Raw genomic sequence first — 26,094 nt, 5'->3', positions numbered from 1 at the left:
CCGCGGCCAGTCCGCCCGCCGCCGCCAGCGCCCCCAACGCCAGAACCGCCAGCGCCGCGATCCGCGGCTTCCTCCGCGCCCGCCGCCACAGCCTCCCCAGCGGCCCCACCCGCCGCGCCCGAATCGGCTCCCCGGCGCGCGCCCGCCGCAGGTCCTCCGCCATCGCCCCGGCGTCCGGATACCGCCGCGCCGGATCCTTCTCGAGCGCCCGCGCCGCAATCGCCCCGAAATCCCCCGGAAGCGGCTCCGGATCCGCGTGCACGATCCGCTCATAAATCGCCAGCGGCGTCGCGCCGTCGAAAGGCCTCCGGCCGGACAGCGCTTCATACAGCATCACCCCCAGCGACCAGACGTCCGCCGCCGGCCCCGCCCGGTGCCCCTCTCCCCGCACCAGCTCCGGCGCCATGTAGTGCGGCGTCCCGACCACCGCGCCCGTCCGCGTCAGATCTTCGCCCCCCACCAGCCGCGCCAGGCCGAAATCCGTCAGCACGACCCGACCGTCCGGCTCGAGAAGCACGTTCGCCGGCTTGAGGTCCCGATGCACCACTCCGTGCGCATGAGCGTGCGCCACCGCCGCCGCCACCGCTTCCAGGATCCGCAGGCGCTCCCCCCGGTCCAGCTCCGGCATCGCTTCCGCCAGCGTCCGGCCGGCGACCAGGTCCATGACGATGTAGTCCGGACCCACCTCATGGACCGCCACCACGTTCGGATGACGCAGGCGCGCCGCGGCCTCGGCTTCCCTCCGCACCCGCTCGGGCCCGACCTCCCTGAGCACCTTGAGCGCCACCCGCCGCCCGAGCCGCCGGTCCCGCGCCTCGTAGACCACGGACATCCCGCCCCGGCCGATCTCGCGGACGATCTCGTACCGCCCGCGCCCCTCCGGAACGTCCTCCTCCTCGGAGAAAAACCGCCGGACGCGGTCCCAGGAATCCGGGTTCATCGCGACAGAATGAATCGAATCTCGTCCTCGAGGCGCTCGCCGGGGAAAAGATAATCCCGGAGCAGATCCTCGAGAATCTCCCGTCCCCGCCGGCGCACCGCCCGCAGGGCGTTGCGGACGTCGTCCACCGAGCACTTGCGCTCCCGCGCCAGCGCCTCGTAGGAAAGGGCCTCGCCCTCCGGCTCCAGGCAGTACCGGCGGAAAAGCTCGAAGTCCGCCGCCTTGCCCCTGCCCTGGAGCTCCTCCTTCAGACGCTCCACCGCGCGCTCCAGAACGCTCCGGGCCCATTCGCGATCGAAGGCGTCCTCGGGAGAGCCCGCGGCGTCCCGTGACCGCCCTTGCCGCCACAGCGCTTCGGCCTCCTCGAAGCGGAAGAGCCGCGCGCCGCCCCGCGGCGACCGCGCCGCCTCGCGCCGCTCGGCGTCCACCGCGAACCGCCGGAGCGCCGTCTTCAGAAACCCCCGGAAGCTCCCGCGGTCCGGATCCAGACGGCGGAGCGAACCCCGCGAGAGAAGCAGCGTGAAAAACTGCTGGGTCAGGTCCTCCGCGTCCCCGGCGGAAACGCCCCGCAGCGACCGCAGGTAGTGATACGCCGGACTCCAATAGAGGCGCACCAGGCGCTCCAGGTGCTCCGCGTGCTTGGGATGCGCCGGATTCCGCAGCGTCAGAAGCTGCGACCAGTGCGTCTCCGGAAAAGCCCGATCGTCCATCGTCCTTTCGATTCTATTACACAACCCGCCGGGACGTGCGAATAGAGAGATGATGGGCCCGAAAACCCTGGTTCTGGCGGCGCTCCTGGCCGGCCCCCGGCCGGGAGACGACGGCGAGCCGCCCGAGCGCTTCTTCGAAGCCAAAGTCCGCCCGCTCCTGGCGGCGCGCTGCTTCTCGTGCCACAGCGCCGAGGGAGGGGGCAAGGTCAAAGGCGGCCTGCGCCTGGATTCCCGGGACGCCGTCCTGAAAGGGGGGAACCAGGGACCCGCCGTCGTCCCCGGAGACCCCGGGGCGTCGCTTCTCGTGCGGGCCGTCTCCTGGAAGGATCCGGAGCTGCGGATGCCGCCCAAGGAGCGCCTGCCCCGAGGGGAAGCCGAAATCCTCGAGCGCTGGGTGCGGATGGGCGCCCCGTGGAGCGCCGCGGCCGCTCCGCCCCGGACGCGCCCCGAAAAGGAGATCACCGAGCGCGACCGCGCCTTCTGGTCCTTCCGGCCGCCGCGCGACCCGGCCCCGCCCGACGTCCGCGCCCCGGAGCTCTGCCGGAATCCCGTGGACCGCTTCCTCCAGGCCAGGCTTGAAGCCGAAGGTCTCGTCCCCGCCCCGGAAGCCGACCGCCGGACCCTCATCCGGCGCCTGAGCTTCGACCTGCACGGCCTGCCGCCGGCGCCCGAGGAGGTCGAAGCCTTCGTCCGCGACCCGGCGCCCGACGCCTACGAGCGGCTCGTGGACCGGATGCTGGCCCACCCGCGCACCGGCGAGCGCTGGGCGCGGTTCTGGCTGGACCTCGTGCGCTACGCGGAGTCGGACGGGCACCGGCAGGACGCCTACCGGCCCCACGCCTGGCGGTACCGCGACTACGTCGTGCGCGCCTTCAACGAGGATAAACCCTACGACCGCTTCATCCTCGAGCAGCTGGCCGGGGACGAAATCGCCCCCGACGACCCCTCGGTCCTCGTCGCCACCGGCTACCTCCGGCTCGGCATGTACGAATACAACCAGCGCGACGTGCCGCGCCAGTGGGCGGACATTCTCAACGACGTCACCGACGTCACGGCGGACGTCTTCCTGGGCCTGGGCATGGGCTGCGCCCGCTGCCACGACCACAAGTTCGATCCCCTCCTCCAGCGCGACTATTACGCGCTTCAGGCGTTCTTCACGCCGCTTCTCTGGAGGGACGACCGGCCGCTGGCGACGCCCCGGGAACGCGAGGCGTACCGGTCCGCGCGGGCGGTCTGGGAGGAGAAAACCGCCGCGGTGCGCGCCGAGCTGGCCGCCCTCGAGCGACCGTATCTCGAGCGCGCCGCTCAGGCGGCCACGGCCAAGTTCCCCCCGGAAACCCAGGAAATCCTCCGCAAGCCCGAGGCGGCGCGCACTCCCTACGAACGCCAGATCGCCGCGCTGGCCGAGCGGCAGATCCTGTACGAACAGTCGCTCATCGACGGCAAGATCAAGGGTCCCGACCGCGAACGCTGGTCGGCGCTGAAGCGCCGCCTGGCCGAGTTCGACGGCCTGCGTCCCGAACCGCTTCCCCCGGCCTTCGCGGCCGCCGACGTGGGCCCCGAGGCGCCCCCCACGCTCATTCCGGGAAACCCTCCGCGGGGTCCCGTGGCCCCGGCCTTCCCCACGGTGCTCGGCTTTCCGGCGCCCGAGATCGTTCCGATCGCCGGCCTTTCCACGGGCCGCCGCACCGCGCTGGCCCGGTGGCTGACCCGGCCGGACCATCCGCTGACGGCGCGGGTGATGATGAACCGCCTCTGGCAGCGGGTTTTCCGCCGGGGCCTGGTGGCCACCTCGAGCGATTTCGGGCGCCTGGGCGAGGCGCCCTCGCACCCGGAGCTTCTGGACTGGCTGGCCTGCCGGTTCGTGGAAAGCGGCTGGTCGATCCGGACGATGCACCGGCTGCTTCTCACCTCGGCGGCCTACCGGCGCTCTTCGATTCATCCCGATCCCGAACCCGGCCGCCGGAAGGACCCTCAGAACCGGCTCCTCTGGCGGGCCACGCCGCGGCGTCTGGAAGCGGAAGAGGTGCGGGACGCCCTGCTGGCCGTCGCGGGCGAACTCGACGAAGCCGCGGGCGGGCCCTCCGCGGACGCCTCCGGCCCCCGGCGCACGATTTACACCAAGGTCCTCCGGAACACGCGGGATCCGCTCCTTCAGGCCTTCGACGCTCCGGATTCCTTCACGAGCGTGCCCGAGCGTCTTTCCACCACCACGGCCCCCCAGGCGCTCCTGCTCATGAACGGCGCCTGGGTGCTCCGGCGCGCCGAGGCCTTCGCGGCGAAGCTCCGGCCGCTTCCGCCCGAAGAGCGCGTGGAGGCCGCCTACCGGTGGGCCTTCGGACGCGCGCCGACCTCGGAAGAACGCCGCCGGGCGCGGGAGTTCCTGGAGCGGGCGCCCGGCCGCAACGGAATCCGTTCCGGACCGGGGGAGCCGGTCCTGGAACCCACGCCCCACCGGGGAGGCCTTTCCGTGCGGATTCGGGGCGCCCATCCGGAGGACCGGCTGCGGCTGCCCGCCGATCCCGGGCTGGCTTCGCTCGATTTCTCCGTGGAAGCGGTCGTGCTTCTCGATTCCCTCTACGAGGACGCCTCCGTGCGGGTGATCGTCTCCCAGTGGGCGGGACGGGACGACCGTCCCGGGTGGTCCTTCGGCGTCACGAGCCGGAAGTCCCGTCATGAGCCGCGCAACCTGGTCCTGCAGATCGTGGGACCGGCGGGCTACGAGGTGATTCCCTCCGACCTTCGGGTGGAGCTTCACCGGCTTCACTATGCGGCCTTCGCGCTGGGGACGAACGCGGAGGGCGAGCCGGTGGCGACGTTCCATCTCAAGGACCTTTCCGATCCCGACGCGCCGCTTCGGACGGCGGTGGTGCGGCGGCGGAACGCCGGGCCGCTGCGTCCCGCGGCGGCGCTCGTGGTGGGCGGCCGGGACGGGGTGCCCGGGCACGGCTGGGACGGGTTGATCGACGAGCTGCGCCTGTCCCGCGGTCCCTTCGTGCCGGGCCAGCTTCTCGAGGGAGAGGCGCGGGGAGAGGTGCTGGCGCACTGGCGGTTCGAGACGCGGCCGGGTCCGCGCGCGGACGATGCGGGACGGCAGCCGCTCCTGGCCGGGGGCGCGCGCCCGGCTTCCGGCGGCAGCGAGGAGGCCTGGGTGGATTTCTGTCATGTCCTTCTCACCTGCGGGGAGTTCTTCCATGTGGACTAGACTTCCTCATCGCGAGCGGCTTCTGACCCGGCGGGATTTCCTGGCGCGGGGCGGCGCGGGATTCGGCGCCGTGGCGGCCTCGTGGCTCCTGGCCGACCGCGAGGCGCGCGCTCAGGAGACGGATCCTCTGGCCCCCCGACGGCCGCACCATCCCGCGCGCGCGCGGAGCGTCATTTTTCTCTTCATGGAGGGAGGCCCCAGCCACATCGATCTTTTCGACCCGAAGCCCGAGCTCAACCGCCTGGCCGGGCGGCCGCTGCCGCCGAGCTTCGGCCGGGTGGTGACGGCCATGGGCGAATACGGCGCGCCGCTTCTGGCCTCGCGCCGAACGTGGGCGCGCCACGGCCGCGGGGGGATCTGGATTTCGGACTGGCTGCCGCACCTGGCCCGCTGTGCGGACGATCTCACGGTGATCCGCTCCTGCGTGGCCGACGGAATCAATCACGCGGGCGGCGTCTGCCAGATGAACACGGGTTCCGTGCTCGGCGGGCGCCCGTCGCTGGGGGCGTGGGTCACCTACGGGCTGGGGACGGAGAACCGGAACCTTCCGGCGTTCGTGGTGATGCAGGACAATCCGGATCCCGTGGTGAACGGAGCGCGCAACTGGGGGGCGGGGTTCATGCCCGCCGTCTTCCAGGGAACCCGGATCGAAGCGGGGCCGGAGCCCATCCCGAACCTCCTGGCGCCCCCCGGGCTCGACGGAGACCGTCAGGAAGCCAAGCGGGCGTTCCTCGCGGAGCTCGACCGCGCGCACGCGCAGGCGCGGCCCGGGTTCTCCGAGCTCGAGGCGCGGATCCGGAGCTTCGAGCTGGCGTTCCGGATGCAGGCGGAGGCTCCCGAAGCGGTGGACCTGTCGCGGGAAACCGAGGAAACGCGGCGGCTCTACGGGATGGACGAGAAGCCCACGGCCAATTTCGGCCGGATGTGTCTTCTGGCGCGGCGGCTGGTGGAGCGCGGCGTCCGGTTCGTGCAGCTCTACCACGGGGCCGGGAGCAAATGGGACGCCCATTCGGGCCTGGAACGCAACCACGCGGCGCTCTGCGCCTCGATGGACAAACCCGTGGCCGGGCTCCTGACGGATCTCAAGCGCCGCGGGCTCCTGGAGGAGACGCTCGTCGTGTGGGGCGGCGAATTCGGCCGCACGCCCATGTCCGAAAAGGGGGACGGCCGCGACCACAATCCGTACGGGTTCACGATGTGGATGGCCGGAGGAGGGCTTCCGGGCGGCCGGACGATCGGGGCCACGGACGAGCTGGGCCTGCGGGCCGTGGAACGGCCGCTGCACGTCCACGACCTTCACGCGTCGATCCTGCACCTCCTCGGGATCGACCACGAGAAGCTCACGTACTTCTACAAGGGCCGTCCCGAGCGGGCGACGGTCAACGAAGGGCAGGTCGACCGCCTTCTGACGACCGGCTGACGCCTCTTACCGCATCGAGCGGACCGCCACGACGAACGCGCCGCCGTTGTAGGAGGCCTTCTCGGTCGCCATCAGGAACCGCGTGATCGAGGGCCCCGACGGGTCGAACTCCACAAGGCCCGCCGCCGACGCCTCCACGCGCGCGTCGTCCTCCCGGTGGTAGAACGGGTGCTTCATCCGCAGCTCGGCGTCCAGCCGCACCCGGCCCGGACCCACCCACGCGGCCCGCACGGCGACGCGCTCCACCTTGTTCTTGGATACGTCGTTGTTCTCCGTCGAAGGATAAAAGTGGTGGAGCAGCTTAAGCGCCGTCTCGGCGGGAACCTCCCAGGAATCCCCCGGCCTCGCTCCCGGCGGCGGGAGGAACCGCCGCCATTCCTCCGGCGAGTAGACGACGAAATCCTCCGAGGGAAGCTCGCCCCAGAACCCGCCCGACGCGCCCGGCGCCCGGCGCGCCACAAGGTGAAGCACGAGATCCCCCGGCCCGGACGGCGGAGGAGCCGCCTGCCGGCGGGGCTCCACGACCGGCGGTCCCGCCGGCGTCCCGAACTTCGCCGCCGCCTCCCGGAGCGCCGCGATCACCCGCTCGGGCCGCGCCTCCGCCACGTGGATCGAATCCACGGGCTCGCCCTCCGGCGAAAGAATGTAGAGATGCACCGTGCCGGACGAGAGCTTCTTCCGCGCCGCCGCGCGGAACACGTCCTCGTACAGCCGCCGCTCCTCCGGCGGCGCGCTCGCCGCCGGTCCCCGATAGTCCTCGTTCGATACGTAGACCGGCACGAAATGAGCGTTCACCTGGGCGATGACCTCGTCGTTCGAGAGCGACCCGGCTCTCAGAGCGTAGGCGCCCCCTCAGCAGCGGCCGCGCGCCATCCGCCCGTCGTGCGTGAAGAGAAAGACCGGCCTCTGATGCCGGCGGGCCAGCTCCAGCGCCGTGCCGATCCGCGTCACCCAGCCGATCCGGTCGAACTTGCGCTCCTCCGGAGTCGGCTGACTTTCCTCGACCCGACGCTCCACCCACGAAAGATCCTGGGCCGCCGCCGCGCCCGCCAGTCCCAGAATCGCCCATCCGATGCGCATGGCCTTTCCTCCTCGTTCATGGCGCCGATCGAACCGCCGTGCCGAACGGATCCTTCCCGTACGCCGCCCCGTCCGTCACCAGACGCAGCGACCGTACGCGGTCCTCGCGGACGTCCCACTCCGCAAAGCCGGCAACCCGCGCCTCGACGACGCGCGGATCCTTTCCGGGGAAGAACGAATGCACGAGACGCGCCCGGCCTCCCAGCCGGATCCAGGCCCGCCCGCCCCCCGCCGCCGCAAGCTCCGCCTCGAGCTTCCCCTCGCGGAGTTCGTTTCCGGAGGGGTCTTCGAAATTGCCCGTCAAGGGATAAAGCCGCTTCAGGACCGGCTCCGAAAAAGCGGCCGGCAGCTCCCACCGCGCGCCGGGCGCGGCGCCTTCCGGCGGCCGAAGCGCCTCCCACGCGGACCGCCCGAGAACCACCCAATGCTCCAGCGGAAAGGCGTGATAGGACCCTCCGGGGGGCGGAACGTTTCCGTCCCGGTCCAGATAGCGGGAAGCGAAGTGGAGCACGAGATCCCCGGGCCCCGCCGGAGGCGGCGCCGATTGCGGCCGCGGGGCGACCGCGGGCTCCTCGGACCCGCCGCGGGACTCCCGCGCCAGCTCCGCCAGCCGCGCCGCCAGCGACTCCGACGTGACGTGGCAGACATTGAGGGACTCCAGGACCTTCCCCGAACCGGGCTCGAAGAAATACAGCCGCTCCACGCCCGCCGAAAGATTCGCGGCCGAGACGGCGGCCAGAAGCCGCCGGTACTCTTCCTTCTCCTCGGCCGGGGCGGAACCGTCGCGGGCATACTCGCCGGCCACGAGATACACCGGGACGAAGCGCCGGTTGATCCAATCGATCACGCGTCGGTCCGAGAGGGGACCGCCCCGCAGGGAAATCGAGCCCCCGTCGGTGCGGCCGAGCTGAACGGGCCCCGCCGCGGTCAGGACCATCACGAGCCGCCCGAGCTCCCGCGCGCGCCGGCGGGCCTGGCGCAGATCGCGCGCCCAGCCGATCTCGTCGAAACGCCGCTCCTCCGGACGCGGCTGCCAGAGGCGGACGCGTTCCTCGACCCAGGCCAGATCCGGCGGACGCTCCGCGGGCGGCTCGAGCGTCCCGAACCAGAAGGCGGCGGCCGTCCCGGCCACGACCGCGGCAGCCATGACGCCGGAGGCCGCCTTGGCCAGGATCCCCGCCTTGGCGGCCGCCGCGGGCGCGACCGCCCCCGCCCCCGAAACCATCCCGGCCAGGGACGCGGCCAGCGACGGAGGCGCCGCTTCCGCCGCGGCCAGGGAGGCCACGAGCGCCGCCGCCGACACCGCCGCGCCGTGCGGCGCCAGAAGCGTCCGCAGCTGCTCCATGCCCCGGGAGAGCTGGCTCCGCACCGTGTTTTCCGAAAGCCCGAGCGTGTCGGCCACCTCGATCGACGTGAGCCCTTCTCCGTAGTGCAGCCACAGGGGGATCCGGTACGGCTCCGGAAGGTCGTCGAGGGCCCGGCGGACGACCTCCCGCAGCTCGGGCCCGGAGGCCCCCGCGGGAACCCCCTCCGGGCGCGCGGCGCGCGTCTCGCGGACGGCGCGGCGCCCTTCCTCGCGCGCTTTGTGCCGGCACGCGTTGACCACGAAGCCCAGGATCCACGCTCTCACGGCCGATTCTCCCCGGTACTTCGCCGCGGCGCGAAGCACCTCGCAAAACGCGGACTGCACGGCGTCCTCGGCGTCGGCGGAATTCCGGCACAGCCGGAGCGCCACGCGGTACGCGGCGTCGGCATGGCGGGTGAAGAGAAGCCCCATCGCCGCCCGATCGCCGCGCTCCACGAAACCGCGCAGGAGCGAAGCGTCGTCGGACGCGTCGGAGAGGCCGTCGGGCCGGTCCTGCAGGGGCGTCACGGGATCCGCCTTCATTCTACCGGGGGGTGCCCGCGGATCGCCTCCGGCGGTGCGGAAAAAGCGAAGCCCTCACGGGCCCGCTTCGAGCCCCAGGCGCTCCGCCGCGCCGGCCCGGCCGTAGGACTCCCGGGCGGCGGCATACGCCTCCTCCAGTTCGCGCCGGGAAATCGGATTCCCCTGCGGATCGCGCACGGAACGCAACACGAGGGGCCGGGGAGCCAGCGCGGCCGCCAGATCCGGAAGGTCGTACGCTTCAAGCGCCCCCGGCACGACGTGGGCCAGCTGCCGCACCGTCACGGGCGTGCGCGCCGCCGCGGACCAGGAAACCACGCCTCCCTCGAGGGTGAGCCGCTCGATGCGGGGCTCCAGCGCCGCCGCGTGAAGCGCCACGGGGACCGCCGCCCCCACGGCCACCACGTGCACGCGCTCTCCCTCCAGCGCCCGCACGATCCCCAGGACGTCCCGCACCCGCAGGCCCAGAAGCGTCCGGTCGAGGTGCATCGCCAGGAAGACGTCCTGCCACTCCGGACCGAAAAAGCGGTCCCAATCGCCGCCGCGCGGGGGCGGCGCCGTCTCGCCCATTCCCCGCAGATCCGCCGCCACCACGCGGCGCGCCCCGGCCGAAAGATCCGCCCCCAGGGCGGCCTTCTCCTTGCCCTCTCCATGCAGGACGAGCACCACCGGGCCCTGCGGCGAACCTCCCTCTCGGACGATCGCCGGAACGAGAATCCCCGGATCCGTCCTCCACACGCCCCGCCCCTCGCCGCGCGGCTCCCACGCCGCCGCCCCCGGAAGGTCCCCGACCCCGAGGCGCCGGACGACCTCCGCGCGCAGGCGATCCCCCTCGAGGCGCGGCCGCCGGGCCGCCAGCTCCCCCGCCCGCTCGGCGATGAAGTCGAACACGCTCCGCCCCCCGAGATCCCGAAGCACCTGCCCCGTCGCGGTGCACTGAAGCTCCTCGTCCCGGGCGACCGGAAAATCGGGCTCGAACGGGGCGTCGTCCTTCCCCTGAAGCCATCGCCGCATCCACCGGAGCGCCGCTTCGCGACGGGGCTTGGAGAAGCCGTGCTTGTCGTCGTACTCGAACAGATCCACCCGCTCGCCGTACCCCAGGACGCCGTAGACGCGCTTGGCCTCGCGGAACGTCGTCCACGCGCCGCCGATGTCGAAAAAGTCCTGCGTCCCGACGAGAAGGATCGTGGGCTTCGGCGCGCGCAGGGTCACGTAGTCGGCGTGCTCCAGGCCGAAAGCCACCTGGCCGGGGATGTTCTGTTCCGCGTCCTGCGGGCCGATCGTCGCGAACAGGCGCTCGAGGCTCGTGAGGTAGCACGACGGGGCGGCCGCCCCGATTCTTCCATCGAGCGCCATGAGGTACGCCGTCAGCGTTCCTCCTCCCGAGTTTCCCGTGCAGCCCAGGCGCTCCGGATCCACTTCCGGACGCGAAGCCAGGTAGTCGAGACTCCGAATCCCGTCCCAGATCCGCCAGCCCGCCGCGCTCCAGCCCACCAGGAGCGCCCCGACCCCCACGTGCGTATGCTCGATCGTGCTTCCCAGAGGTTTCCCCCCGGCGGGGAGCAGCTGCTTGCGCTCCCCCTGGCCGATCGGATCGTAGCAGAGCACGACGAATCCGTGGCGCGCCAGGAGGATGCAGGCCCTCTGATACGCTTCGGCGGCCTTGCCGTTCTCGCTGTGCCCGCAGGGAACGAGCACGCCCGGGAACGGCCCGCGGCCCTCCGGCAGATAGAGCGCCCCCGTCACGGCGTGGCCGGGACGGCTTTCGTAGATCACCTTTTCGACCCGGTAGCCGTCCCGCCGCAGTTCGCCCACGACCCGGGCGCGGAGCGGCGTCCGCTCGGGGAACCCTCCGATCGCCTGCACGAACCGCGCCCGCAGCTCCTCCTGGCGGCGGCGCACGTCCTCCGGGGTCTTGAGCGCCGCCACGGCCGTGCGCCGGGCCTCGAAGAACCGCCCGCATTCCGCAAGGAGCGACGCCCGGAGCATCTTCCGGGGCTCCTCTTCGGGCCGCAGGACGGACGTCCCCGAGGCGGCCTGAGCCAGCAGCACCAGCGTCGCCAGGACTCCCATGGCTCCTCCTGCCTAATCGACCGCCGCCTCGACCATCGCCCTCACGAGCACCCGCCCGAACTCGAGGCGGTCGCGCGACGAGGGAACGCGGCCGAGCGTCGGATCCCACGCCACCCCCTGCTCCAGGATGAAGGCCGGAAGGCCCCGCTCGCCCTCGAGAAAATCCACGACCGACGCCCGGCCGCGCGGCGGCCTGGCCCTCGGCGGCCGAGGGGAACGGTCCAGGGGCGTGCGGCCCCGCAGGGCCTCCACCAGGCGCTCCGCCACGGCGCGATGCCGCTCGGAGCCGCTCATCCACCCCCCCGCCTCCTGGTTGTGCAGCGTCAGGAAAAGCCGGAAGGGTCCCGCCTTGAGGATCGCTTCCTTGGCGGAGCAGATTTCCGGCATGAGCCGCCGCGATTCGGGATCCGCCGGATCGGCCACGTCCCAGTTGCGGTTGAGATCGAAGCCGTGCCGGTTGAAGCGCACGCCGCCCCGGGCGCACCCGTCCGGATCCATCATCGGCAGGATCCGGAACGTCGCCCGCTCGCGGACCTCGCGCGCTTCGGCGGAAAGCAGGTACCGGACCGCCCCTTCGGCCACAAAGGACGTTCCGCTCTCCCACGCGTGCTGGCGGCACATGAGCCAGATCGCCGCCGGCCCCCGCCCGATCGTCAGAAGATGAAGCTCCCGGCCTTCGACCGACCGCCCGAAGACGTCCGTCCGAAGCTCGGGATGCCCGCGGATCTCCGCGAGAAACGCCTCCAGCCGGGACCACGGATACGGCTCGAGGTGCGCCACCCACACGCGATCCGCCGGAGCCGTGAAGCTCAGCGTGGCCTCCGCCCGCTCCCGGTCCGCCTCCCAGCCCGGAACGAGCGTCCAGGCGCGACCGTCCGTGCTCATCCAGGGCGGCGTGCGCTCGTCGATCCCGATCGCTCCGGGGCGGTAGTCGTACTCGCCGCGCAGGTCCGTCAGCGTCACGGACACTTCGCGTCCGCGCGCCCCGTCCACGCGGAAAAAATACCAGGTGACCTGCCGGTTGCGGCCCTCGTGGTCCGCCTGGCCGGGCACCCGCGCCCGGAACCGAGTCTCCGAAAGCCTCTCGACGGGCCCGAGGCTTCCGCCTTCGAAATCCGAAGAGATCGTGATCCCCGACGCGCATCCCGCCAGAACCCAAACCGCCGAAAGCGCCGCTTTCACTTGAGGCTCTCCAGGAACGCCAGGAGGTCCCGAAGCTCCTGCCGCGTCATCGCGGCCTGAAGGTTCTCGGGCATGATCGACAGCTGCGACGGCCGGCGCTCCTCGATCTCGGAGGCCCGGATCGAGGTCGTCCGGCCCTGGGCGTCGATGAGAACGAGCGTCCCGGACGGGTCCTCCTGCAGAAGGCGCCCGTCGAGAACCCTTCCGTCCCGGGTCAGCACGCGCCAAAGGACGAACATGGGGGCCACTTCCTTGGAGGGTTCGAGGATGGAGTCCAGGAGGCGCTCCCGCGTCAGGGCGCTTCCGACGATCGAGAGATCCGGGCCGACGATGCCGCCGCGGCCGTTGACCTGGTGGCAGCGGGCGCACTGCGGCCCCTTGGGATGAAAGAAGACCCGCTCTCCGCGGGCGGGATCGCCGCTTCCGGAGGCGGCCCGGCGCCATTCCTCGAGCGTTCGGGGACGCTCCGGGAACTCCCGACCGAGCGCGAGCGCGATCTTCTCCGCATGACGCCCGCGGGCCGCGAGCCGTTCGAACGCCGCCCGCACCGGGGGATCCGACGCCCAGGCCGCCAGCGTCGCGAGGGCGTCCTCCTCGAAGCGGGGATCGTCGAGGAGCGACAAAAGAAGATCGCGCGCCTCGGGTCCCGGGGCGGCCGCGGCCGCCAGTCCCGCGATCGCCTGCCGCCGTTCCTCCTCGGAGCGGGACGGATCCCCGGCCACGGTCCGAAGCAGCTTCTGGGACTCCGGATCGGCGCGACCGGCCAGAATCCGCACCGCTTCGAGCCGCAGGATGGGAGCGTCCGCGCGCAGAAAGTCCTTGAGACGATCGGTCGCCAATCGGGGGTGGTCGGGACGCAGGAGGCGCAGCGCGAGCGCGCGCAGTTCCGGCGCCTGCCGGGGGGCGTCGAGCACCTTGAGGAGGTAGAATTCCGGACCCGCCTGATCGGCCGCGGCCCGTTCGCGGGCGTCCAGGAATCCGACCGCGGCGAGGAACGCCTCGAAGAGGTCCCTCGTGACGGGCGGCCGGGCGGCGGCCGCGGCGATGGCCTCGCGCAATTCGGTGAGTCCCTCCTCCCCGACCCACTGAACGGCCGCGCGCCGCACGGCCGGATCGGGATCTTCCAGGAACTTCGGATCCGGGGCCCGGAATTCGGGGCCGCCCCGCCGGCGCATCGACAGAAGCGCGCCCAGACGCATCTTGGGATCGCGGTCTGCGGCGAGTTCCCGCAGAAGGTCCGGCGCGGCGAGCCTCGAGAGCGCCTCGACGGCGGCCGCCGAGAGGTACGGATCTTCGTCCGCCAGAAGCGGCGCCACCGCGCGGGCCGACTCCGGCCGGCGAAGTCCCAGGACGGCGTGCATCCGGACGTGCTTGGACGGATCGCGGAGCGCCGCCTCCCGCAGCCGGTCTTCCGCGCCCTTCAGGCGCCGAACCGCCTCGGCGCGGACGCGCTCGTCCGCATCTTCGAGGAAAGGCGCCGGATCGGGCGCGGCGCGGACGGCGCGGATGCGCCCGCGGGCGTCGCCGGCGGGAAGCCCCGGCGGGCGAGGCTCGCGGGACCGGATCCGCCAGATCCGGCCCTTGCCGTGGAGGGTGTAGGACTTGTCCACCCAGTCGCTGACGACGAGCGACCCGTCCGGGGCGACGGCGATCCCCACGGGACGGAAATTCTCGCCCCCCCGCACGAAGGGCTCCGTCCGCGCGGAGAAGGACGCGCCTCGGGGTTCCGGACGATACCGCTCCAGAGCGTGGTCCCCCCAGGAGGTCACCAGAAGCGCGCCCCGGTAGTCGTCCGGGAACGCCTCCGCCTCGTAGGCCACGATGCCGGAAGGCGCCTCTCCCGTGCCGGCCACCATGGGGAGCGTGCCGGGCAGCTCTCCGTTCCAGGACGTGAAGGGGTGCAGTCCCCGCCGGCCGTTCCGGAAGCGGTAGCCGAAGTCCGCGCCCGGCACGACGTAGAGAAGCCGGCACGGCGGGCGCGAGTCGGGATCGTTATCGACGACGAAGAGGCGCCCGAAGGCGTCCACCGTCATGTGGAACGGATTCCAGAAGCCCGTGGCCAGGCGTTCGAGGTCCGAACCGTCCGTCCGGCATCGGTAGACGTTGCCCCCCTCGCCGCCGCCGGTGAGTTCCTTGCCGTCGCTTCCGACGAGGGTGTAGGGAACCCCGAGATTCTCGCCGAGGCCGAAAATGAGGCGTCCTTCGGGGTCGAGGGCGAAGCCGCAGAGACCGTTGTGCGGGTAATCGCCCTTCGTGTCCAGGCGCACGAGCACGCGCCGCTCGTCGGCCGCGCCGTCGCCGTCCCGGTCGCGCAGGGAGAGGATTTCCCAGCGGGTGGCGAAGAAGACGTCTCCGTCGGGCCGGAGCATGAGGCTCATGCCGTAGCGGAAGCCGTCGGCGAAGGTGGAACGGCGCCGGGCGCGTCCGTCGGGGCCGAAATCGTCGAAGACGAGGATGCGGTCGGTCGGGTGGCCCTTGTAGTTCTTGGGGGGAAAGTGGGTGTTGGATTCGATCACCCAGATCCGGCCGCGGGCGTCCACGTCGAGCGAGGTGGGGGTGACGAGGTCCGGTTCCGCGGCGACGAGGCGGACTTCGAGCCGCGCATCGAGCGCTTCGGGGCGGGGAACGTCCTGCGGCACCAGAGCGGCGAGCGCCATTCCGAGGGCGTGAAGCATGCGAGTGTCCTACCAGAGGGTTTCGGGGACCGCGGTTTCTGAGTCCATGAGGGGCGGAAGGCGGCGCACGCGCGCTCCCTCCCGGTCGGCGAAGTACAGGAACGACTCCGAGGGACGCAGGGCGTCGCCGTCCGCCCAGAGCGCGTAGAACTCCGGGTGGGCGTTGAGGGGCCGGCGCGGATAGGCGTGGTTGCGCGCGCTGCGCGCGGTCAGCGCCCGGACCTTGGTCCACGTCCGGCCCTCATCGGCGCTCGTCCAGAGGACCACCTCGCCTCCGGTGACGTACCGCTGGGCGGCGGGGTCGGTCGTGGCGATCAGGCGCCAGGTGCCGTCTTCTTCCAGATAAAGGGAGCCGAAGTCGTAGTTGTGATCGCTCGTCGTCACGTCGCGGAACTCCCAGGATTCGCCCGTCCACCGGGCGGTGCGCCAGGTGCGCGGGTCGTTGGCGGGGCCGGAGGCGTATCCGCGGCTGGTCAGATAGAGGACGACGGGGCGCCCCCGGCGGTCGAAGGCCAGATCCTTGAGGTAGACGAGGAGCTTCTCGGATTGGTAGTCCCTCACGAGAGCGGCGTTGCGGGGTTCCGTCAGGGGAAGGGCCACGGAACGGCCGGCGGCGTCCGTCCAGGTCCGGCCCGCGTCGCGGGTCTCCAGGTAATAAAGGTTCGTGCGGGCGTTGAGGCCGCCCGGAAGGGGATGGTAATTGAAAGCGGTGGCCACGCGGCGGCCGTCGGAGGCGCTGATCTGGTAGTGGCCGGAAGCGACGCGCGCCAGCGGGAGGGGGTCGGACCAGGTTTTCCCGTCGGGGCTTGTGCTCCAGAAGAGGTGGCGTCCCGGCGAGTAGCGGGTATGCAGGAAGAGGAAGCCTTTTCCCGGCAGGTACCACGGCTGCCCGTAGGAGAAGTTCGTCTCCAGGACGCGTTCGAAGGCGTCCACCGAATACGGCCGGGCGCTCCGATGGATGTAGGAAGGCCGGGACGTCCCGTGGGCGTTCGAGAAGATCCACAGGTGGCCGGAGGCGTCCAGGGCGAGCGAGGGGTTGTCGTGCGCGTCGTCGGTCTTCTTGTCCAGAAGCACGGCGGGCCGGGGGACGCGGCCCGTGGCGTGGTCGTAGTAGGAGACCATGTGGAGCAGGCGGTTCGTATCGCGGGGCCGGCCGCCGTAGCAGAAGAAGGTTTTCCGAGCCTCGGGGCTGTAGCAGGCGATGGGCACATGCTGCTGGGGGTAGGTGGCGAAGCCGCCGCTGTACTTATAGCCGTACTCGTCTCCCGAGGGCTGGTTGGCGTACCAGAGTCCCCGGTAGCCGTCGTCCCGGAGGCAGGGGTCCTGAAGGGAGAAGGCCGCCGACAGGGCCCACAGCGCGCACCCTCCGAGCGTCCACCCCATGGTTCCTCTCTAGATACGTCCGGCGGCCGGGCGCCGCTTCGCCGCGCGGAGGCGCCTCAGCGGCGGGGCGGGCCTTCCCGCCAGATGCGGGCGCGCCATTCTCCGAGCCACGGCCAGAGGCGCCGTTCGTTGAGATCCGCTTCGGCGACGATCACCTCCGGATCGGCGGACGCGTCGGCCACGCGGCGTCCGGTGGGGTCGAAGATCCCGGTGCGGAAGTCGTAGCCGCTGGCGACGACGTACACCTGGTTTTCGACGGCGCGGGCCTGGGCCAGGAGTTCGTTGCCGCCCCAGATGGGAAGAAAGAGCACCTCGGCGCCGCGGGCGGCCATCTCGCGCGCCACTTCCGGGAAATGGACGTCCCAGCAGATGAAAAGGCCGATGCGGCCGAAATCGGTGTCGAAGACGGGATAGTCCGTGCCGGGAGTGATGCCTCCCTCGATTTCCTCGTCGGGCAGGCAGACCTTTCGGTACTTGCCGGCGAGCGAGCCGTCGCGTCCCAGGAGGACGGCGGTGTTGTAGACGCGGCCCTCGTCGCGCTCGTAGATTCCGGCCACGATCCACACGCGCAGGCGCGCCGCCCGTTCGCCGAGGAAGCGGGTGGTGGGGCCGGGCACGGGCTCGGCCACGTCGGCGTACGTGCGTCCGGTGCCGACGACGGTGATTCCCTCGGGAAGGCACACGATATCGGCCTTGCGGCGGGCGGCCTCTTCGACGAGACTCCCGAAGCGCTCGAGGTTCTGCTGGGGCGTGGCGGGCTTGCGGGGCCGGTGGTGGACGGCGGCCAGCGTGACGCGCCGCGGGGCGGGCGGCGCGGCGGGCGTGAGCGCGGCGTCCCGGAAGAGAACCTCCCCGTGGGCGGCCCATCGGAGGTGAAGCTCCAGGCGCGCGCGGGCGGCCTTTTCGGGGGCGCGGTAGACGCCCGCCATGGGGGTCCAGCCGTCCGGATCGGCATGGAGCGCCGTGTAGGGATACTCCATGGGGCGCATCGGGGCGCCCGAGGCGTCCAGCCACACGAGGCGCGCCAGAACGCTGCGGGCGGGTTGCCGGACGTTGCGCGCCCGGTAACGGACGGAGAAGCGGTACCAGGCGCCGGCTTCCACGGGAACCGTGCGGGTCCAGCGGCCGTCCACGGCGTCGTCGCCGCGGCCGGCCAGGCCCAGGCATCGAACGCCGTCCACGGTTTCGACCCACGAGCGCGGCGCCAGCGCGTCGCGGACGGAGGCGGGGGTCCATTCCCCGGCCTCGCCGTCCTGAAGAGCCGAGAGCGCGAGGGCGGCGAGCCACATGGCGGAGCTCCTTTCGGGCGGGCCTCACCCGCCACGAATACCCCCGCGGGCGCCGCGGATCAAGGTTTTTGGAGACTAATCCCGCTCGCGCTGCCGGTCCTGAAGACGGATGATCTCCGCCGGCGCCAGCGCCCCCGAACCGTCCACCACGCTGCCGAAAATCCGCACCTCGTCGATGAGCCCCTTGAACGAGCGGTCCGGAGCCATCGAGCGGGTCGGCAGATTGACGTTCCCCACCGTGAGGGTCTGCCCGATCCGGGCGCCGACCGGCCCGCGCGGGCAGTCCACCGTCGCCTCCGGCTTGGCATCGGCGCTCGCGGACCCGAAGTAGAACTTCACGTGGCCCGCGGAGGCGGTGGAGTCGTACGTCACGGCGAAGAAGCGCCAGTTGGCGTTGAGCGCCTGGTTGGCGTCCTTGGCCTTGTCGTCGAGCACCGGGATGCGGCCGGGACCGCTGGCGGCCTTGGACTCGGCGGCCCATTGGTTGATCCCGAGCTGGAGGCTGCCGTCCGAGCGATGAACCAGCTCGACGCCGTCGCGTCCGTGATTGAGCCAGGTCACCAGCCGGTTCCCCGCCGGGGCCGCCCTGTCCCCGGGCGCTTCCCGCTCGCTGCGGCAGTTGACCCAGCCGGCGATCGTGAAGGACTTGAGATTCTTGAGATGCTCGACGCCCCCGCCCGAGCCGAGGTCCACCGCGAAGGGACCGCCCGACGCGTTCCAGTCCAGAGACGCGGGGCCTCCGTTGGGCGGAGCGGCGGTGCTCCAGGCCGGCTTGGCCGCCACGAGCGACGCCGCCGGATAGTGCCCGCCGGAGCAGCCGGTGTTGGCGGTCGAAGCGCCTCCGTTTTCCCGGAAGAGAAACTCCACGAGCAACACCGGCGGCAGAGCCTCGGGCGGACGGGCGGGCGCGGAGGCCTTGCCCTCCTCCGGCGCCCCGGGGGAAGCTTCCTTCGCGCGCGCCTTGAATTCCGCGCCCCGCTTCTGCCACCAAATGCGCATCTCCATGAGCGTGGTGTACGGCTCCCCCGACGCTTTGCGCAGGGCTTTGACGAGCTCCGGCATGACCTTGTCGTACATCTTCTTGACGTCGTCGCCGCCCTTCTCGCGCGCCTTCTCGAGACGATCGGCCTCACGGAAGAGCCACTCGACGGCCGCGGCCGGCGGGAAGGACGCCACGGACCACACCGCCTGCACGGCCGCGTCCGGATCCTTCCCCCGCATGACTTCTTCGAAATAGGAAAGCCCCGACTCGTGGCCCACGCGGCCGAGCGCCGCGACGATGCGGGAGGAGAGATACGGATTTTTCCGGTATCCCGGCAGCGCCGAAAGAAGCGCCTGGGAGGCGGCCCCCACGCCGCGGAACTTCTCGAGCACCTCGATCGTCGTCAGCGGCAGGACGTGATGGAGATCGCCGGGACCGGGGGCCAGATACCGGGCCATGGCCGTCACGAACGCGGCATCGCGGGGCTGAACGTCGCCGAGCTTCCGAAGGGCCTGAACCTTCTCCGCCAGCCCCTTGGCCTCCTGCATGGCCGCCTTGAAGTCCTCCACGGCCTTGCGCACGGCGAGCTCCTGCGCTCGGCGCGATTCGTCGGCGGCGGAAGAGCCTGCGAAGGAGAGGATGAGCGCGGCGCCGGTGAGGGTCCTCATGGCATGCCCTCCTTGATTCGCCGGCTCGCCCGACGCTCTACTCTACGCCGACCGCCCCTCCGGCGCAAGCGCGGCGCGCCGCTCGGCGCCGGCCGCGCGCCTCGCGCTCCATAAACGATGCGCCCCATATTCATTGCCCCCGCCGCGCCCTTCCGCTATCCTCCCCACCGAACGGCCATGACCCCCCAAGCCGGCAAGTTCACGATCGGGCTCGTCCAGATGCGCTGCACCGACGACCCCGCCCGGAACCTCGCCTCCGCCGAACGCCTGATCCGCCGCGCCGCGCGCGAGGGCGCCGCCCTCGTCTGCCTGCCGGAACTCTTCCGCAGCCTCTACTTCTGCCAGACCGAGGACCACGACCTCTTCGCCCTCGCCGAGCCGGTCCCGGGCCCCACCACCCGGGCCCTCGGGGCGCTGGCGCGCAAGCTCCGCGTCGTCCTCGTGGGATCCGTCTTCGAGCGCCGCGCCGCCGGCGTCTATCACAACACGGCCGTCGTCCTCGACGCGGACGGATCCCTGGCGGGAATCTACCGGAAGATGCACATCCCGGACGACCCGCTCTACTACGAGAAGTTCTACTTCACCCCCGGCGACCTCGGCTTCCGCGCCGTCCCCACCCGCGTCGGACGGGTCGGAACGCTCGTCTGCTGGGACCAGTGGTACCCCGAGGCGGCGCGCCTGACGGCCCTCCAGGGGGCGCTCGTGCTCGTCTACCCGACGGCCATCGGCTGGCACCCGCGCGAAAAGGCGCGGTTCGGCCAGGAGCAGCTCGACGCGTGGCGCACCATCCAGCGCGCGCATGCCATCGCCAACGGCGTCTACGTGGCCGCGATCAACCGCGTGGGCCACGAAGGCCCCAAGGACGGCGGCCTGGAATTCTGGGGCTCCTCCTTCCTCTGCGATCCGTTCGGCAAGGTGCTCGCGGAGGCGCCCCGCGACCGCGAGGAGATCGTCCTGGCCGAAGTGGACCCCGCCCGGCAGGAAACCGTCCGGCAACACTGGCCCTTCCTGCGCGACCGCCGCGTGGACGCCTACGCGCCCATCGCCCAAAGACTGCTCGACGCCCCATGAACGAACCTCCCGGCCCGCAGGGCTTCGTGATGCCCGCGGAGTGGACCCCCCACCGGGCCACCTGGATCGCCTGGCCCCATCAGAAACGCGACTGGCCCGGAAAGTTCGAGCCCATTCCGTGGGTCACCGTCGAAATCGTCCGCCACCTCTCGCGCGGCGAACCGGTGGCCGTTCTCGTGCCGGGTCGGACCGTCCGTGCGGCCGCGGCCCGCATGTTGCGCCGCGCGGGCGTGAACCTCCGCCGGGTCGAGTTCCACGCCGTGCCCACCGACCGGGCCTGGACGCGCGACTCCGGTCCCACGATCGTCCGGCGCGCCGACGGAGAGCGCCGCGCGGTGCTCTGGCGCTTCAACGGCTGGGCCAAATACGCCAACCACCGGCGCGACGCCCGCGTGGGCCGGGCCATAGCACGCATCGCCGGCATCCCCGCCTTCCGGGCGACCGCCCGCGGCGTCCCCGTCGTCATGGAGGGCGGCGCGATCGACACGGACGGCGAAGGAACGCTCCTGACCACGGAAGAGTGCCTCCTGTCGCGCCGCGTCCAGTGCCGCAACCCCGGCCTGGGCCGGCACGACCTGGAACGGATCTTCGCCGAGGCCCTCGGCGTCCGGAAAGTCCTCTGGCTGGGTCGCGGGATCGCCGGCGACGACACCCACGGCCACGTGGACGATCTGGCGCGGTTCGTCGGCCCGGCCCGCGTGGTCCTGTGCCGGGAGGACAACCCGAAGGATCCCAACTACCGGCCGCTCGAGGAAAACCGGGAACGCCTCCAGGGCGCCCGGGACGCCTCAGGGCGCCGGATCGAGGTCATCCCCCTGCCCATGCCCGCGCCTCTCCTCTTCGAAGGAATGCGCCTCCCGGCCAGCTACGCGAACTTCTATATCGCCAATGGTCGGGTCCTCGTGCCCACCTTCAACGATCCCCGCGACCGCGCAGCGCTGGGGCTTCTGGCGGAACTCTTCCCCGACCGCGAGGTCGTGGGCATCCACTGCGTCGACTTCGTGTGGGGCCTGGGGACCCTCCACTGCGCGACGCAGCAGGAACCGAGATGACCGCGTTCATTTCGCCGTCGATTCCGGCCGGAACGGACGCACAACCTGGGAAGAAGGGGGATTCCGCCATGCAGGATCTGATCGAACGCTGGGCGTCCGGAGACCCGGCCGCCGCCGAGGAGCTCTACCGCCGCTACTACGCGCGGGTCCGAGAGTTCGCCGTCAAGCGCGGGTTGCCGCTGGCGGACGCCGAGGACGTGGCCCAGGACGCGCTCCTGGCCGGCCTGGACGGGCTCAAGGAGGGCAAACGCCCCCGGCGCCTTACGGTGTGGCTTCTGGGAATCGCGCGGCACCTGTCGTTCCGGCGCCGCCGCCCGCGACCCGAGGAGGACATGGAAAGCCTGGCGCGGACGTCCTGCGGCGCCCGGACGGAGCTCGTGCGGCGCGAGATGAGGGACCTTCTGGCCCGCACGCTCCAGCAGCTGCCCCCGGGGCAGCGCGAGGTGCTCGAGCTTGTCCACAAGGGAGGCCTTTCGCGCAAGGAGGCGGCCGCGCGGCTGAACCTTTCGATGGTGACCGTCCACGCCCGTTGCGAGCGCGCCTACGCGCGCCTGCGCTCCGCCCTGGCCGGCCATTTCACGACGCTCGTGGCCCCACGGCCGGAACGCCGCGCGCCGACGCTGGCCGACGTTCTGAAGCTTCGCCCCGCCTTCCGGGAAGCGATCGTGGCGCGGCATCTCGAAGGCCTTTCCGACGTCGAGGCCGCCGCCCGGCTCGGCATTCCCGAAGCCGCGCTCGAGGCCCGGCTGGAAGCGGCCTACGAGCTCCTGGACTGCTCCGAATCGACGGATTGGTCCGAGATCCGCAACGAATGGCGCGCCGGGAAAACGGGATGACGTCTCAGCGCATCAGCCGCGCCCAGGCCCGGCGATAGGCCTCGTACGCGTCGTCCGAAAAAAGGACGAAGAGGATCCTGTCCAGCTTGTCCGGGTTGCGCTGGAGCCAGCCTTTGACCGCGCCGGTCGCGATCGCCGCGGCTTCCGGCAGGGGATACCCGTAGGCCCCCGTCGAGATCGCCGGAAAGGCGATCGACCGGCAGCCTTTTTCCGCCGCCAGGTCCAGACACCGAAGGTGACAGGACGCCAGCTGCTCGACGTCCTTTTCCCGTCCCCCGTAGACGGGTCCCACGGCGTGAAAGACATAACGGGCCGGGAGGTTTCCCGCCGTCGTGGCCACGGCGCTTCCGGTCGGGCAGTGCCCGATGTTCCGGCATTCTTCCATGATTCGCGGTCCGCCGGCCCGGTGAATCGCTCCGTCCACCCCCCCGCCGCCGGCCAGCCGACTGTTCGCCGCGTTGACGATGGCATCCGCGGCGACCTGCGTGATGTCGCCCTTCAGGAACTCGACGGAGGTCGGCATCGTTCACCCGGAAAACGGTGCGGATCAATAGTCGGCGGGCTTGCCCAACCAGGCCTCCAGGAGCGCCTTCTGAAACTCCGTGGGCGAAGGGGCCCGGCGGAGCCGGAAGGAGGTCCGCTCGCGAAGGACGACCGGGACCCGCAGATCCACCCGGCGGCCGTCGCGGAGAACGGACACGTCGGCCGGGTCGCCGGGACGCAGCGCCGCCAGCGCCTCACGCAGGGTGGCCCGGCTGACGGCCGTGCCGTTGATCGCGGCCAGGCGGTCGCCCGCCTGAAGCCCCGCGCGGGCGGCGGGGCTCTCGGCGGGGACGCTCAGGACCGACGTTCCCCGAAGCTCCACGCCCAGGTCGGGCGACCGGCTGACCTGGGAATCGAGCACCAGCCCCGCCGGCTCCAGCACCTCCCGATACGGCAGTTCCTCGACGCCCCGGATGTAGCGGGCGTAGAAATCGTCCCACGCCTCGCCCGTCACCTCTTCCAGGGCCCGGAGAATGCCGTCCTCGGGATATCCCACGCCGATCGGACCTTTGCCCTGGCGGGCGGGTCGGACGCACCAGGTCTCGTAAAGATGCCGCAGGACGTCGTCGAACGATTTCCTCCCGCCGCTTTGGGTCCGGATTCGCAGGTCGATCAGGAGCCCCAGAAGCTCTCCTTTGTTGTAGTAGTCCACCCGCGGCCAGTCCTTGCGGTCCCACACCGACTCCGACGCCTTCTCGACGGAGGTGACCTTGCGGTCGGGATTATTCTGGAGGGTTTCCACTTCCCCGGCCAGATGCGCCAGATACTGCGGCTCCGTCCAGATCCCGCAGCGGGCCAGGGCCCGGTCGCCGAAATAGCTCGTGACCCCTTCGCAGAACCAGAGATGCCGGGAGCGGACCGGCCCCGTGTAGTCGAAGGGACCCAGCTCGAGCGGCCGGATCCGCTTGACGTTCCACAGGTGGAAGTATTCGTGGGAGGTGACCGAGGCGGCGATCAGGGGATCGGCGACGACCGCCGAATAGGGCAGGAAGATGTCCGTGGAGTTGAGGTGCTCGAGGCCCCGGCCGCCCACGCCGTCGAGGAAGTGATAGAGGAAGACGTACCGGTCGAAGGGGGGACCGCCGAACATGCGGTTGTGCTCCCGGACGATCTTGCGGCACATCGCGACGAGACGGGCGCCGGGGACGGGGCCCTTGGCGTGGATCACGAGTTCATAGCGGGCGCCGTCCTCGCGGAATTCGAGAAGTTCGAACCGCCCGAGCTCGGTGGGGCAGTCGATGAAGGTGTCGTAATCGGGGGCCCAATAGAGGTCGCCGGCGCGGCGCAGCCCGGTGCCCACGTTCCAGCCCGCCGGCAGGCGGAAGCGCACGCCGCAGGAGACCTCCTTGCGGCCCACGATGTAGAAGTACGTATCCGGACCGGCCAGGAAGCAGTGGTCGCGGTTCAAGCGGGAGGGCTCCACCGCCAGCTCGTAGCTCACGGTGACGGGTCCGGGTCCGGCGGTGCGGAAGGACCACGTCTGGTCGTCGACGGGGGTGACGGCCAGGCGGCGGCCCTGAGCGTCGCGCGCGGTCACGAGGGCGACGGCGCGGGCATATTTGACGATACGATACGCGCCGGGCGCCCAGGCGGGGATGGAGACGCGCACCTCGCCGGGGGGACCGGGATCCCGGAGGGTCATGGAGACCGAGATCCGGCCGCTTTCCGGGCGGGTGACGTCCACTTCGTAGAGGACGTCGGGGACGGGGACGGCCTCCTGCGCGGCGGATCGGCCGGCCCCGGCGGCGGCGAGCAGGACCGCCGCCCACACGGGCGCCCGGAAGCGACGCATCGTAAAGATCCTACTATCTTTACGGCATGCGGGGGAACCGATTTCCCCCGCGGATCGAGAAGCCCTTCCACATTTGAATCGTTCCCCGCAGGGGAACGGGGCGGCCGGCCGTATAGTCTAGAGGGGCCCATGAACGGCGCACACGGCGAAAGCTCGTACGGGGCGGCGGCGGCGGCCCTGGGCTTCGTCTCGGAAGCTCAGGTCCAGGAGTGCATGCAGGTCCAGGCCCGCATGCGCGAAATGGGCGTGGACGAGCCGCTCGGCGAGATCATGGTCAAGAAGGGGTTCCTCACCGCCGCTCAGCATCAGGCGGTGCTCCGGAAGCTGGGCGTTCAGGTGAGCCCCATTCCCGGGTACACGCTCCTGGCCAAGATCGGCCAGGGCGGCATGGGCGCCGTCTACAAGGCGATCCAGGCGAGTGTCAACCGGGTGGTCGCCATCAAGATCCTGCACGCTTCCGCCACGCGGGACAAGACCTACGTGGCGCGTTTCTTCCAGGAAGCGCACGCGGCCGGCCAGCTCAGCCACAAGAACCTGATCGCCGCGATCGATGCCGGGGCCTCGGGGGGCCTCTACTACTTCGTCATGGAGTTCGTCACCGGCAAGAGCTGCCGGGAGATCGTGACCACGCGGGGCGTCTTCGACGAGCCGCGGGCGCTCGAGGTGGCTCTCCAGATGGCCGAGGTCCTCGAGTACATCCACAGCCACAATCTCGTGCATCGGGACATCAAGCCGGAAAACATCCTCATCACCCCGGACGGGACGGTCAAGCTCTGCGATCTCGGTCTGGCCAAATCCACGGCGGGCGCCGAACAGTCGCTCACCCAGGAGGGGCTGACCGTGGGGACGCCCTATTTCATGTCCCCGGAGCAGATCCGCGGGGACAAGGACGTGGACATCCGGGCGGACCTTTACTCGCTGGGGGCGACGCTCTTCTACCTCGTCACGGGGCGCCATCCCTATGAAGGCCGCAGCGCCGCCGAGACGATGAGCCTGCACCTGAACGCGCCGGTGCCGGACGCGCGCCGGCACGCGCCGCGGCTGAGCGAGGACTTCGCGCACGTGCTGCGCAAGCTCATGGCGAAGGATCGCGCGGAGCGCTACGCGCGCCCGGCGGACCTCCTGGAGGATCTGCGGAAGATCCGCGAGGGCGCGGCGCCGCACCTGGCGCGCCAGCACGCCGCCCGGGCGCACGTCCTTCACAAGGCGCATCCCACGCAGCGCTTCACGGCGCGCCGCACGCCCTCCCGCTGGCCCTGGGCCGCGGCCGCCGTCGGGGCGCTCGGCGCCGCCTTCGTGGGGGCGCTC

General features: G+C 71.4%; 19 protein-coding genes. 6 read left to right on the top strand and 13 right to left on the bottom strand.

The window, feature by feature from the left end:
* Both VNO22_09445 and VNO22_09440 read right to left on the bottom strand, forming a co-directional pair.
* On the bottom strand, positions 1–940 hold a 940-nt coding region (locus tag VNO22_09445; protein HXG61588.1), incomplete at its 3' end, for a serine/threonine-protein kinase.
* Complete coding sequence (locus tag VNO22_09440; protein ID HXG61587.1) at positions 937–1,650, bottom strand: sigma factor; 714 nt, start codon at positions 1,648–1,650, stop codon at positions 937–939. The genes VNO22_09445 and VNO22_09440, both read right to left, overlap by 4 nt.
* Before the next feature lie 49 nt (positions 1,651–1,699).
* On the opposite strand from VNO22_09440, the gene VNO22_09435 reads away from it, so the two are divergent.
* Together VNO22_09435 and VNO22_09430 are read left to right on the top strand one after the other, a co-directional pair.
* Positions 1,700–4,855 carry a DUF1549 domain-containing protein gene (locus VNO22_09435; protein HXG61586.1) on the top strand — a complete coding sequence of 1,052 codons (3,156 nt, stop codon included), beginning with the start codon at positions 1,700–1,702 and terminating at the stop codon, positions 4,853–4,855.
* Positions 4,845–6,275 (top strand): DUF1501 domain-containing protein, encoded by a 1,431-nt coding sequence (locus VNO22_09430; GenBank protein HXG61585.1) that lies wholly within the window; start codon positions 4,845–4,847, stop codon positions 6,273–6,275. The genes VNO22_09435 and VNO22_09430 overlap by 11 nt, the downstream gene beginning before the upstream one ends.
* Positions 6,276–6,281: 6 nt before the next feature.
* Here the strand turns inward: VNO22_09430 and VNO22_09425 are convergent, their stop codons facing one another.
* The 9 genes from VNO22_09425 to VNO22_09385 form a co-directional block, all read right to left on the bottom strand.
* The gene (locus VNO22_09425; protein ID HXG61584.1) at positions 6,282–7,070 is read right to left on the bottom strand and encodes a hypothetical protein; all 789 of its coding nucleotides are present in this window, start codon (positions 7,068–7,070) and stop codon (positions 6,282–6,284) included.
* 57 nt (positions 7,071–7,127) lie between these two features.
* Positions 7,128–7,355 carry a hypothetical protein gene (locus tag VNO22_09420; protein ID HXG61583.1) on the bottom strand — a complete coding sequence of 76 codons (228 nt, stop codon included), beginning with the start codon at positions 7,353–7,355 and terminating at the stop codon, positions 7,128–7,130.
* A gap of 16 nt (positions 7,356–7,371) precedes the next feature.
* Complete coding sequence (locus VNO22_09415) at positions 7,372–9,228, bottom strand: sigma-70 family RNA polymerase sigma factor (GenBank protein ID HXG61582.1); 1,857 nt, start codon at positions 9,226–9,228, stop codon at positions 7,372–7,374.
* Between the two features lie 69 nt (positions 9,229–9,297).
* Positions 9,298–11,313 carry an acetylxylan esterase gene (locus VNO22_09410; protein HXG61581.1) on the bottom strand — a complete coding sequence of 672 codons (2,016 nt, stop codon included), beginning with the start codon at positions 11,311–11,313 and terminating at the stop codon, positions 9,298–9,300.
* A 12-nt stretch (positions 11,314–11,325) separates the two neighbouring features.
* Positions 11,326–12,495 (bottom strand): M14-type cytosolic carboxypeptidase, encoded by a 1,170-nt coding sequence (locus VNO22_09405; protein HXG61580.1) that lies wholly within the window; start codon positions 12,493–12,495, stop codon positions 11,326–11,328.
* Entirely contained in the window at positions 12,492–15,170 is a 2,679-nt protein-coding gene (locus tag VNO22_09400; GenBank protein HXG61579.1) for a PVC-type heme-binding CxxCH protein, read from the bottom strand. The genes VNO22_09405 and VNO22_09400 overlap by 4 nt, the downstream gene beginning before the upstream one ends.
* A 9-nt stretch (positions 15,171–15,179) precedes the next feature.
* A complete protein-coding gene (locus VNO22_09395) occupies positions 15,180–16,553 on the bottom strand; it encodes a BNR-4 repeat-containing protein (GenBank protein ID HXG61578.1) in 1,374 nt (457 codons plus the stop codon).
* Between the two features lie 56 nt (positions 16,554–16,609).
* Positions 16,610–17,842 carry a carbon-nitrogen hydrolase family protein gene (locus tag VNO22_09390; GenBank protein ID HXG61577.1) on the bottom strand — a complete coding sequence of 411 codons (1,233 nt, stop codon included), beginning with the start codon at positions 17,840–17,842 and terminating at the stop codon, positions 16,610–16,612.
* Between the two features lie 75 nt (positions 17,843–17,917).
* A complete protein-coding gene (locus tag VNO22_09385; GenBank protein ID HXG61576.1) occupies positions 17,918–19,492 on the bottom strand; it encodes a LamG-like jellyroll fold domain-containing protein in 1,575 nt (524 codons plus the stop codon).
* Between the two features lie 177 nt (positions 19,493–19,669).
* Between VNO22_09385 and VNO22_09380 the strand changes: the two genes are divergently transcribed.
* From VNO22_09380 to VNO22_09370, 3 genes are all read left to right on the top strand, one after another.
* On the top strand, positions 19,670–20,563 hold the full coding sequence (locus VNO22_09380) for a carbon-nitrogen hydrolase (GenBank protein HXG61575.1): 894 nt from the start codon (positions 19,670–19,672) through the stop codon (positions 20,561–20,563).
* Positions 20,560–21,615 carry an agmatine deiminase family protein gene (locus VNO22_09375; protein HXG61574.1) on the top strand — a complete coding sequence of 352 codons (1,056 nt, stop codon included), beginning with the start codon at positions 20,560–20,562 and terminating at the stop codon, positions 21,613–21,615. Before VNO22_09380 ends, VNO22_09375 begins: the two co-directional genes overlap by 4 nt.
* Before the next feature lie 68 nt (positions 21,616–21,683).
* Positions 21,684–22,451, top strand: coding sequence for a sigma-70 family RNA polymerase sigma factor (locus tag VNO22_09370; protein ID HXG61573.1), 768 nt, complete (start codon positions 21,684–21,686; stop codon positions 22,449–22,451).
* Positions 22,452–22,455: 4 nt separating this feature from the next.
* On the opposite strand, the gene VNO22_09365 is transcribed toward VNO22_09370, so the two are convergent.
* Both VNO22_09365 and VNO22_09360 read right to left on the bottom strand, forming a co-directional pair.
* Entirely contained in the window at positions 22,456–22,974 is a 519-nt protein-coding gene (locus VNO22_09365; GenBank protein HXG61572.1) for an O-acetyl-ADP-ribose deacetylase, read from the bottom strand.
* Between the two features lie 24 nt (positions 22,975–22,998).
* Positions 22,999–24,786: a PDZ domain-containing protein gene (locus VNO22_09360; GenBank protein ID HXG61571.1), complete on the bottom strand. Its 1,788-nt coding sequence runs from the start codon at positions 24,784–24,786 to the stop codon at positions 22,999–23,001.
* Positions 24,787–24,915: 129 nt separating this feature from the next.
* Here VNO22_09360 and VNO22_09355 point away from each other — a divergent pair.
* A partial coding sequence (locus tag VNO22_09355) for a serine/threonine-protein kinase (GenBank protein ID HXG61570.1) occupies positions 24,916–26,094 on the top strand: 1,179 nt, incomplete at its 3' end.

The sequence above is a fragment of the Planctomycetota bacterium genome (assembly GCA_035574235.1).
In the GTDB taxonomy this organism is placed as follows: domain Bacteria; phylum Planctomycetota; class MHYJ01; order MHYJ01; family JACPRB01; genus DATLZA01.
This window is presented reverse-complemented; position numbering and strand designations above follow the sequence as displayed.

Coding starts and splice junctions, on each gene's coding strand:
- VNO22_09410 (HXG61581.1), bottom strand. CDS start 11,313: ATGGGAGTCCTGGCGACGCTGGTGCTGCTGGCTCAGGCCGCCTCGGGG.
- VNO22_09375 (HXG61574.1), top strand. CDS start 20,560: ATGAACGAACCTCCCGGCCCGCAGGGCTTCGTGATGCCCGCGGAGTGG.
- VNO22_09430 (HXG61585.1), top strand. CDS start 4,845: ATGTGGACTAGACTTCCTCATCGCGAGCGGCTTCTGACCCGGCGGGAT.
- VNO22_09420 (HXG61583.1), bottom strand. CDS start 7,355: ATGCGCATCGGATGGGCGATTCTGGGACTGGCGGGCGCGGCGGCGGCC.
- VNO22_09395 (HXG61578.1), bottom strand. CDS start 16,553: ATGGGGTGGACGCTCGGAGGGTGCGCGCTGTGGGCCCTGTCGGCGGCC.
- VNO22_09440 (HXG61587.1), bottom strand. CDS start 1,650: ATGGACGATCGGGCTTTTCCGGAGACGCACTGGTCGCAGCTTCTGACG.
- VNO22_09385 (HXG61576.1), bottom strand. CDS start 19,492: ATGAGGACCCTCACCGGCGCCGCGCTCATCCTCTCCTTCGCAGGCTCT.
- VNO22_09380 (HXG61575.1), top strand. CDS start 19,670: ATGACCCCCCAAGCCGGCAAGTTCACGATCGGGCTCGTCCAGATGCGC.
- VNO22_09435 (HXG61586.1), top strand. CDS start 1,700: ATGATGGGCCCGAAAACCCTGGTTCTGGCGGCGCTCCTGGCCGGCCCC.
- VNO22_09390 (HXG61577.1), bottom strand. CDS start 17,842: ATGTGGCTCGCCGCCCTCGCGCTCTCGGCTCTTCAGGACGGCGAGGCC.
- VNO22_09400 (HXG61579.1), bottom strand. CDS start 15,170: ATGCTTCACGCCCTCGGAATGGCGCTCGCCGCTCTGGTGCCGCAGGAC.
- VNO22_09360 (HXG61571.1), bottom strand. CDS start 24,786: ATGCGTCGCTTCCGGGCGCCCGTGTGGGCGGCGGTCCTGCTCGCCGCC.
- VNO22_09370 (HXG61573.1), top strand. CDS start 21,684: ATGCAGGATCTGATCGAACGCTGGGCGTCCGGAGACCCGGCCGCCGCC.
- VNO22_09365 (HXG61572.1), bottom strand. CDS start 22,974: ATGCCGACCTCCGTCGAGTTCCTGAAGGGCGACATCACGCAGGTCGCC.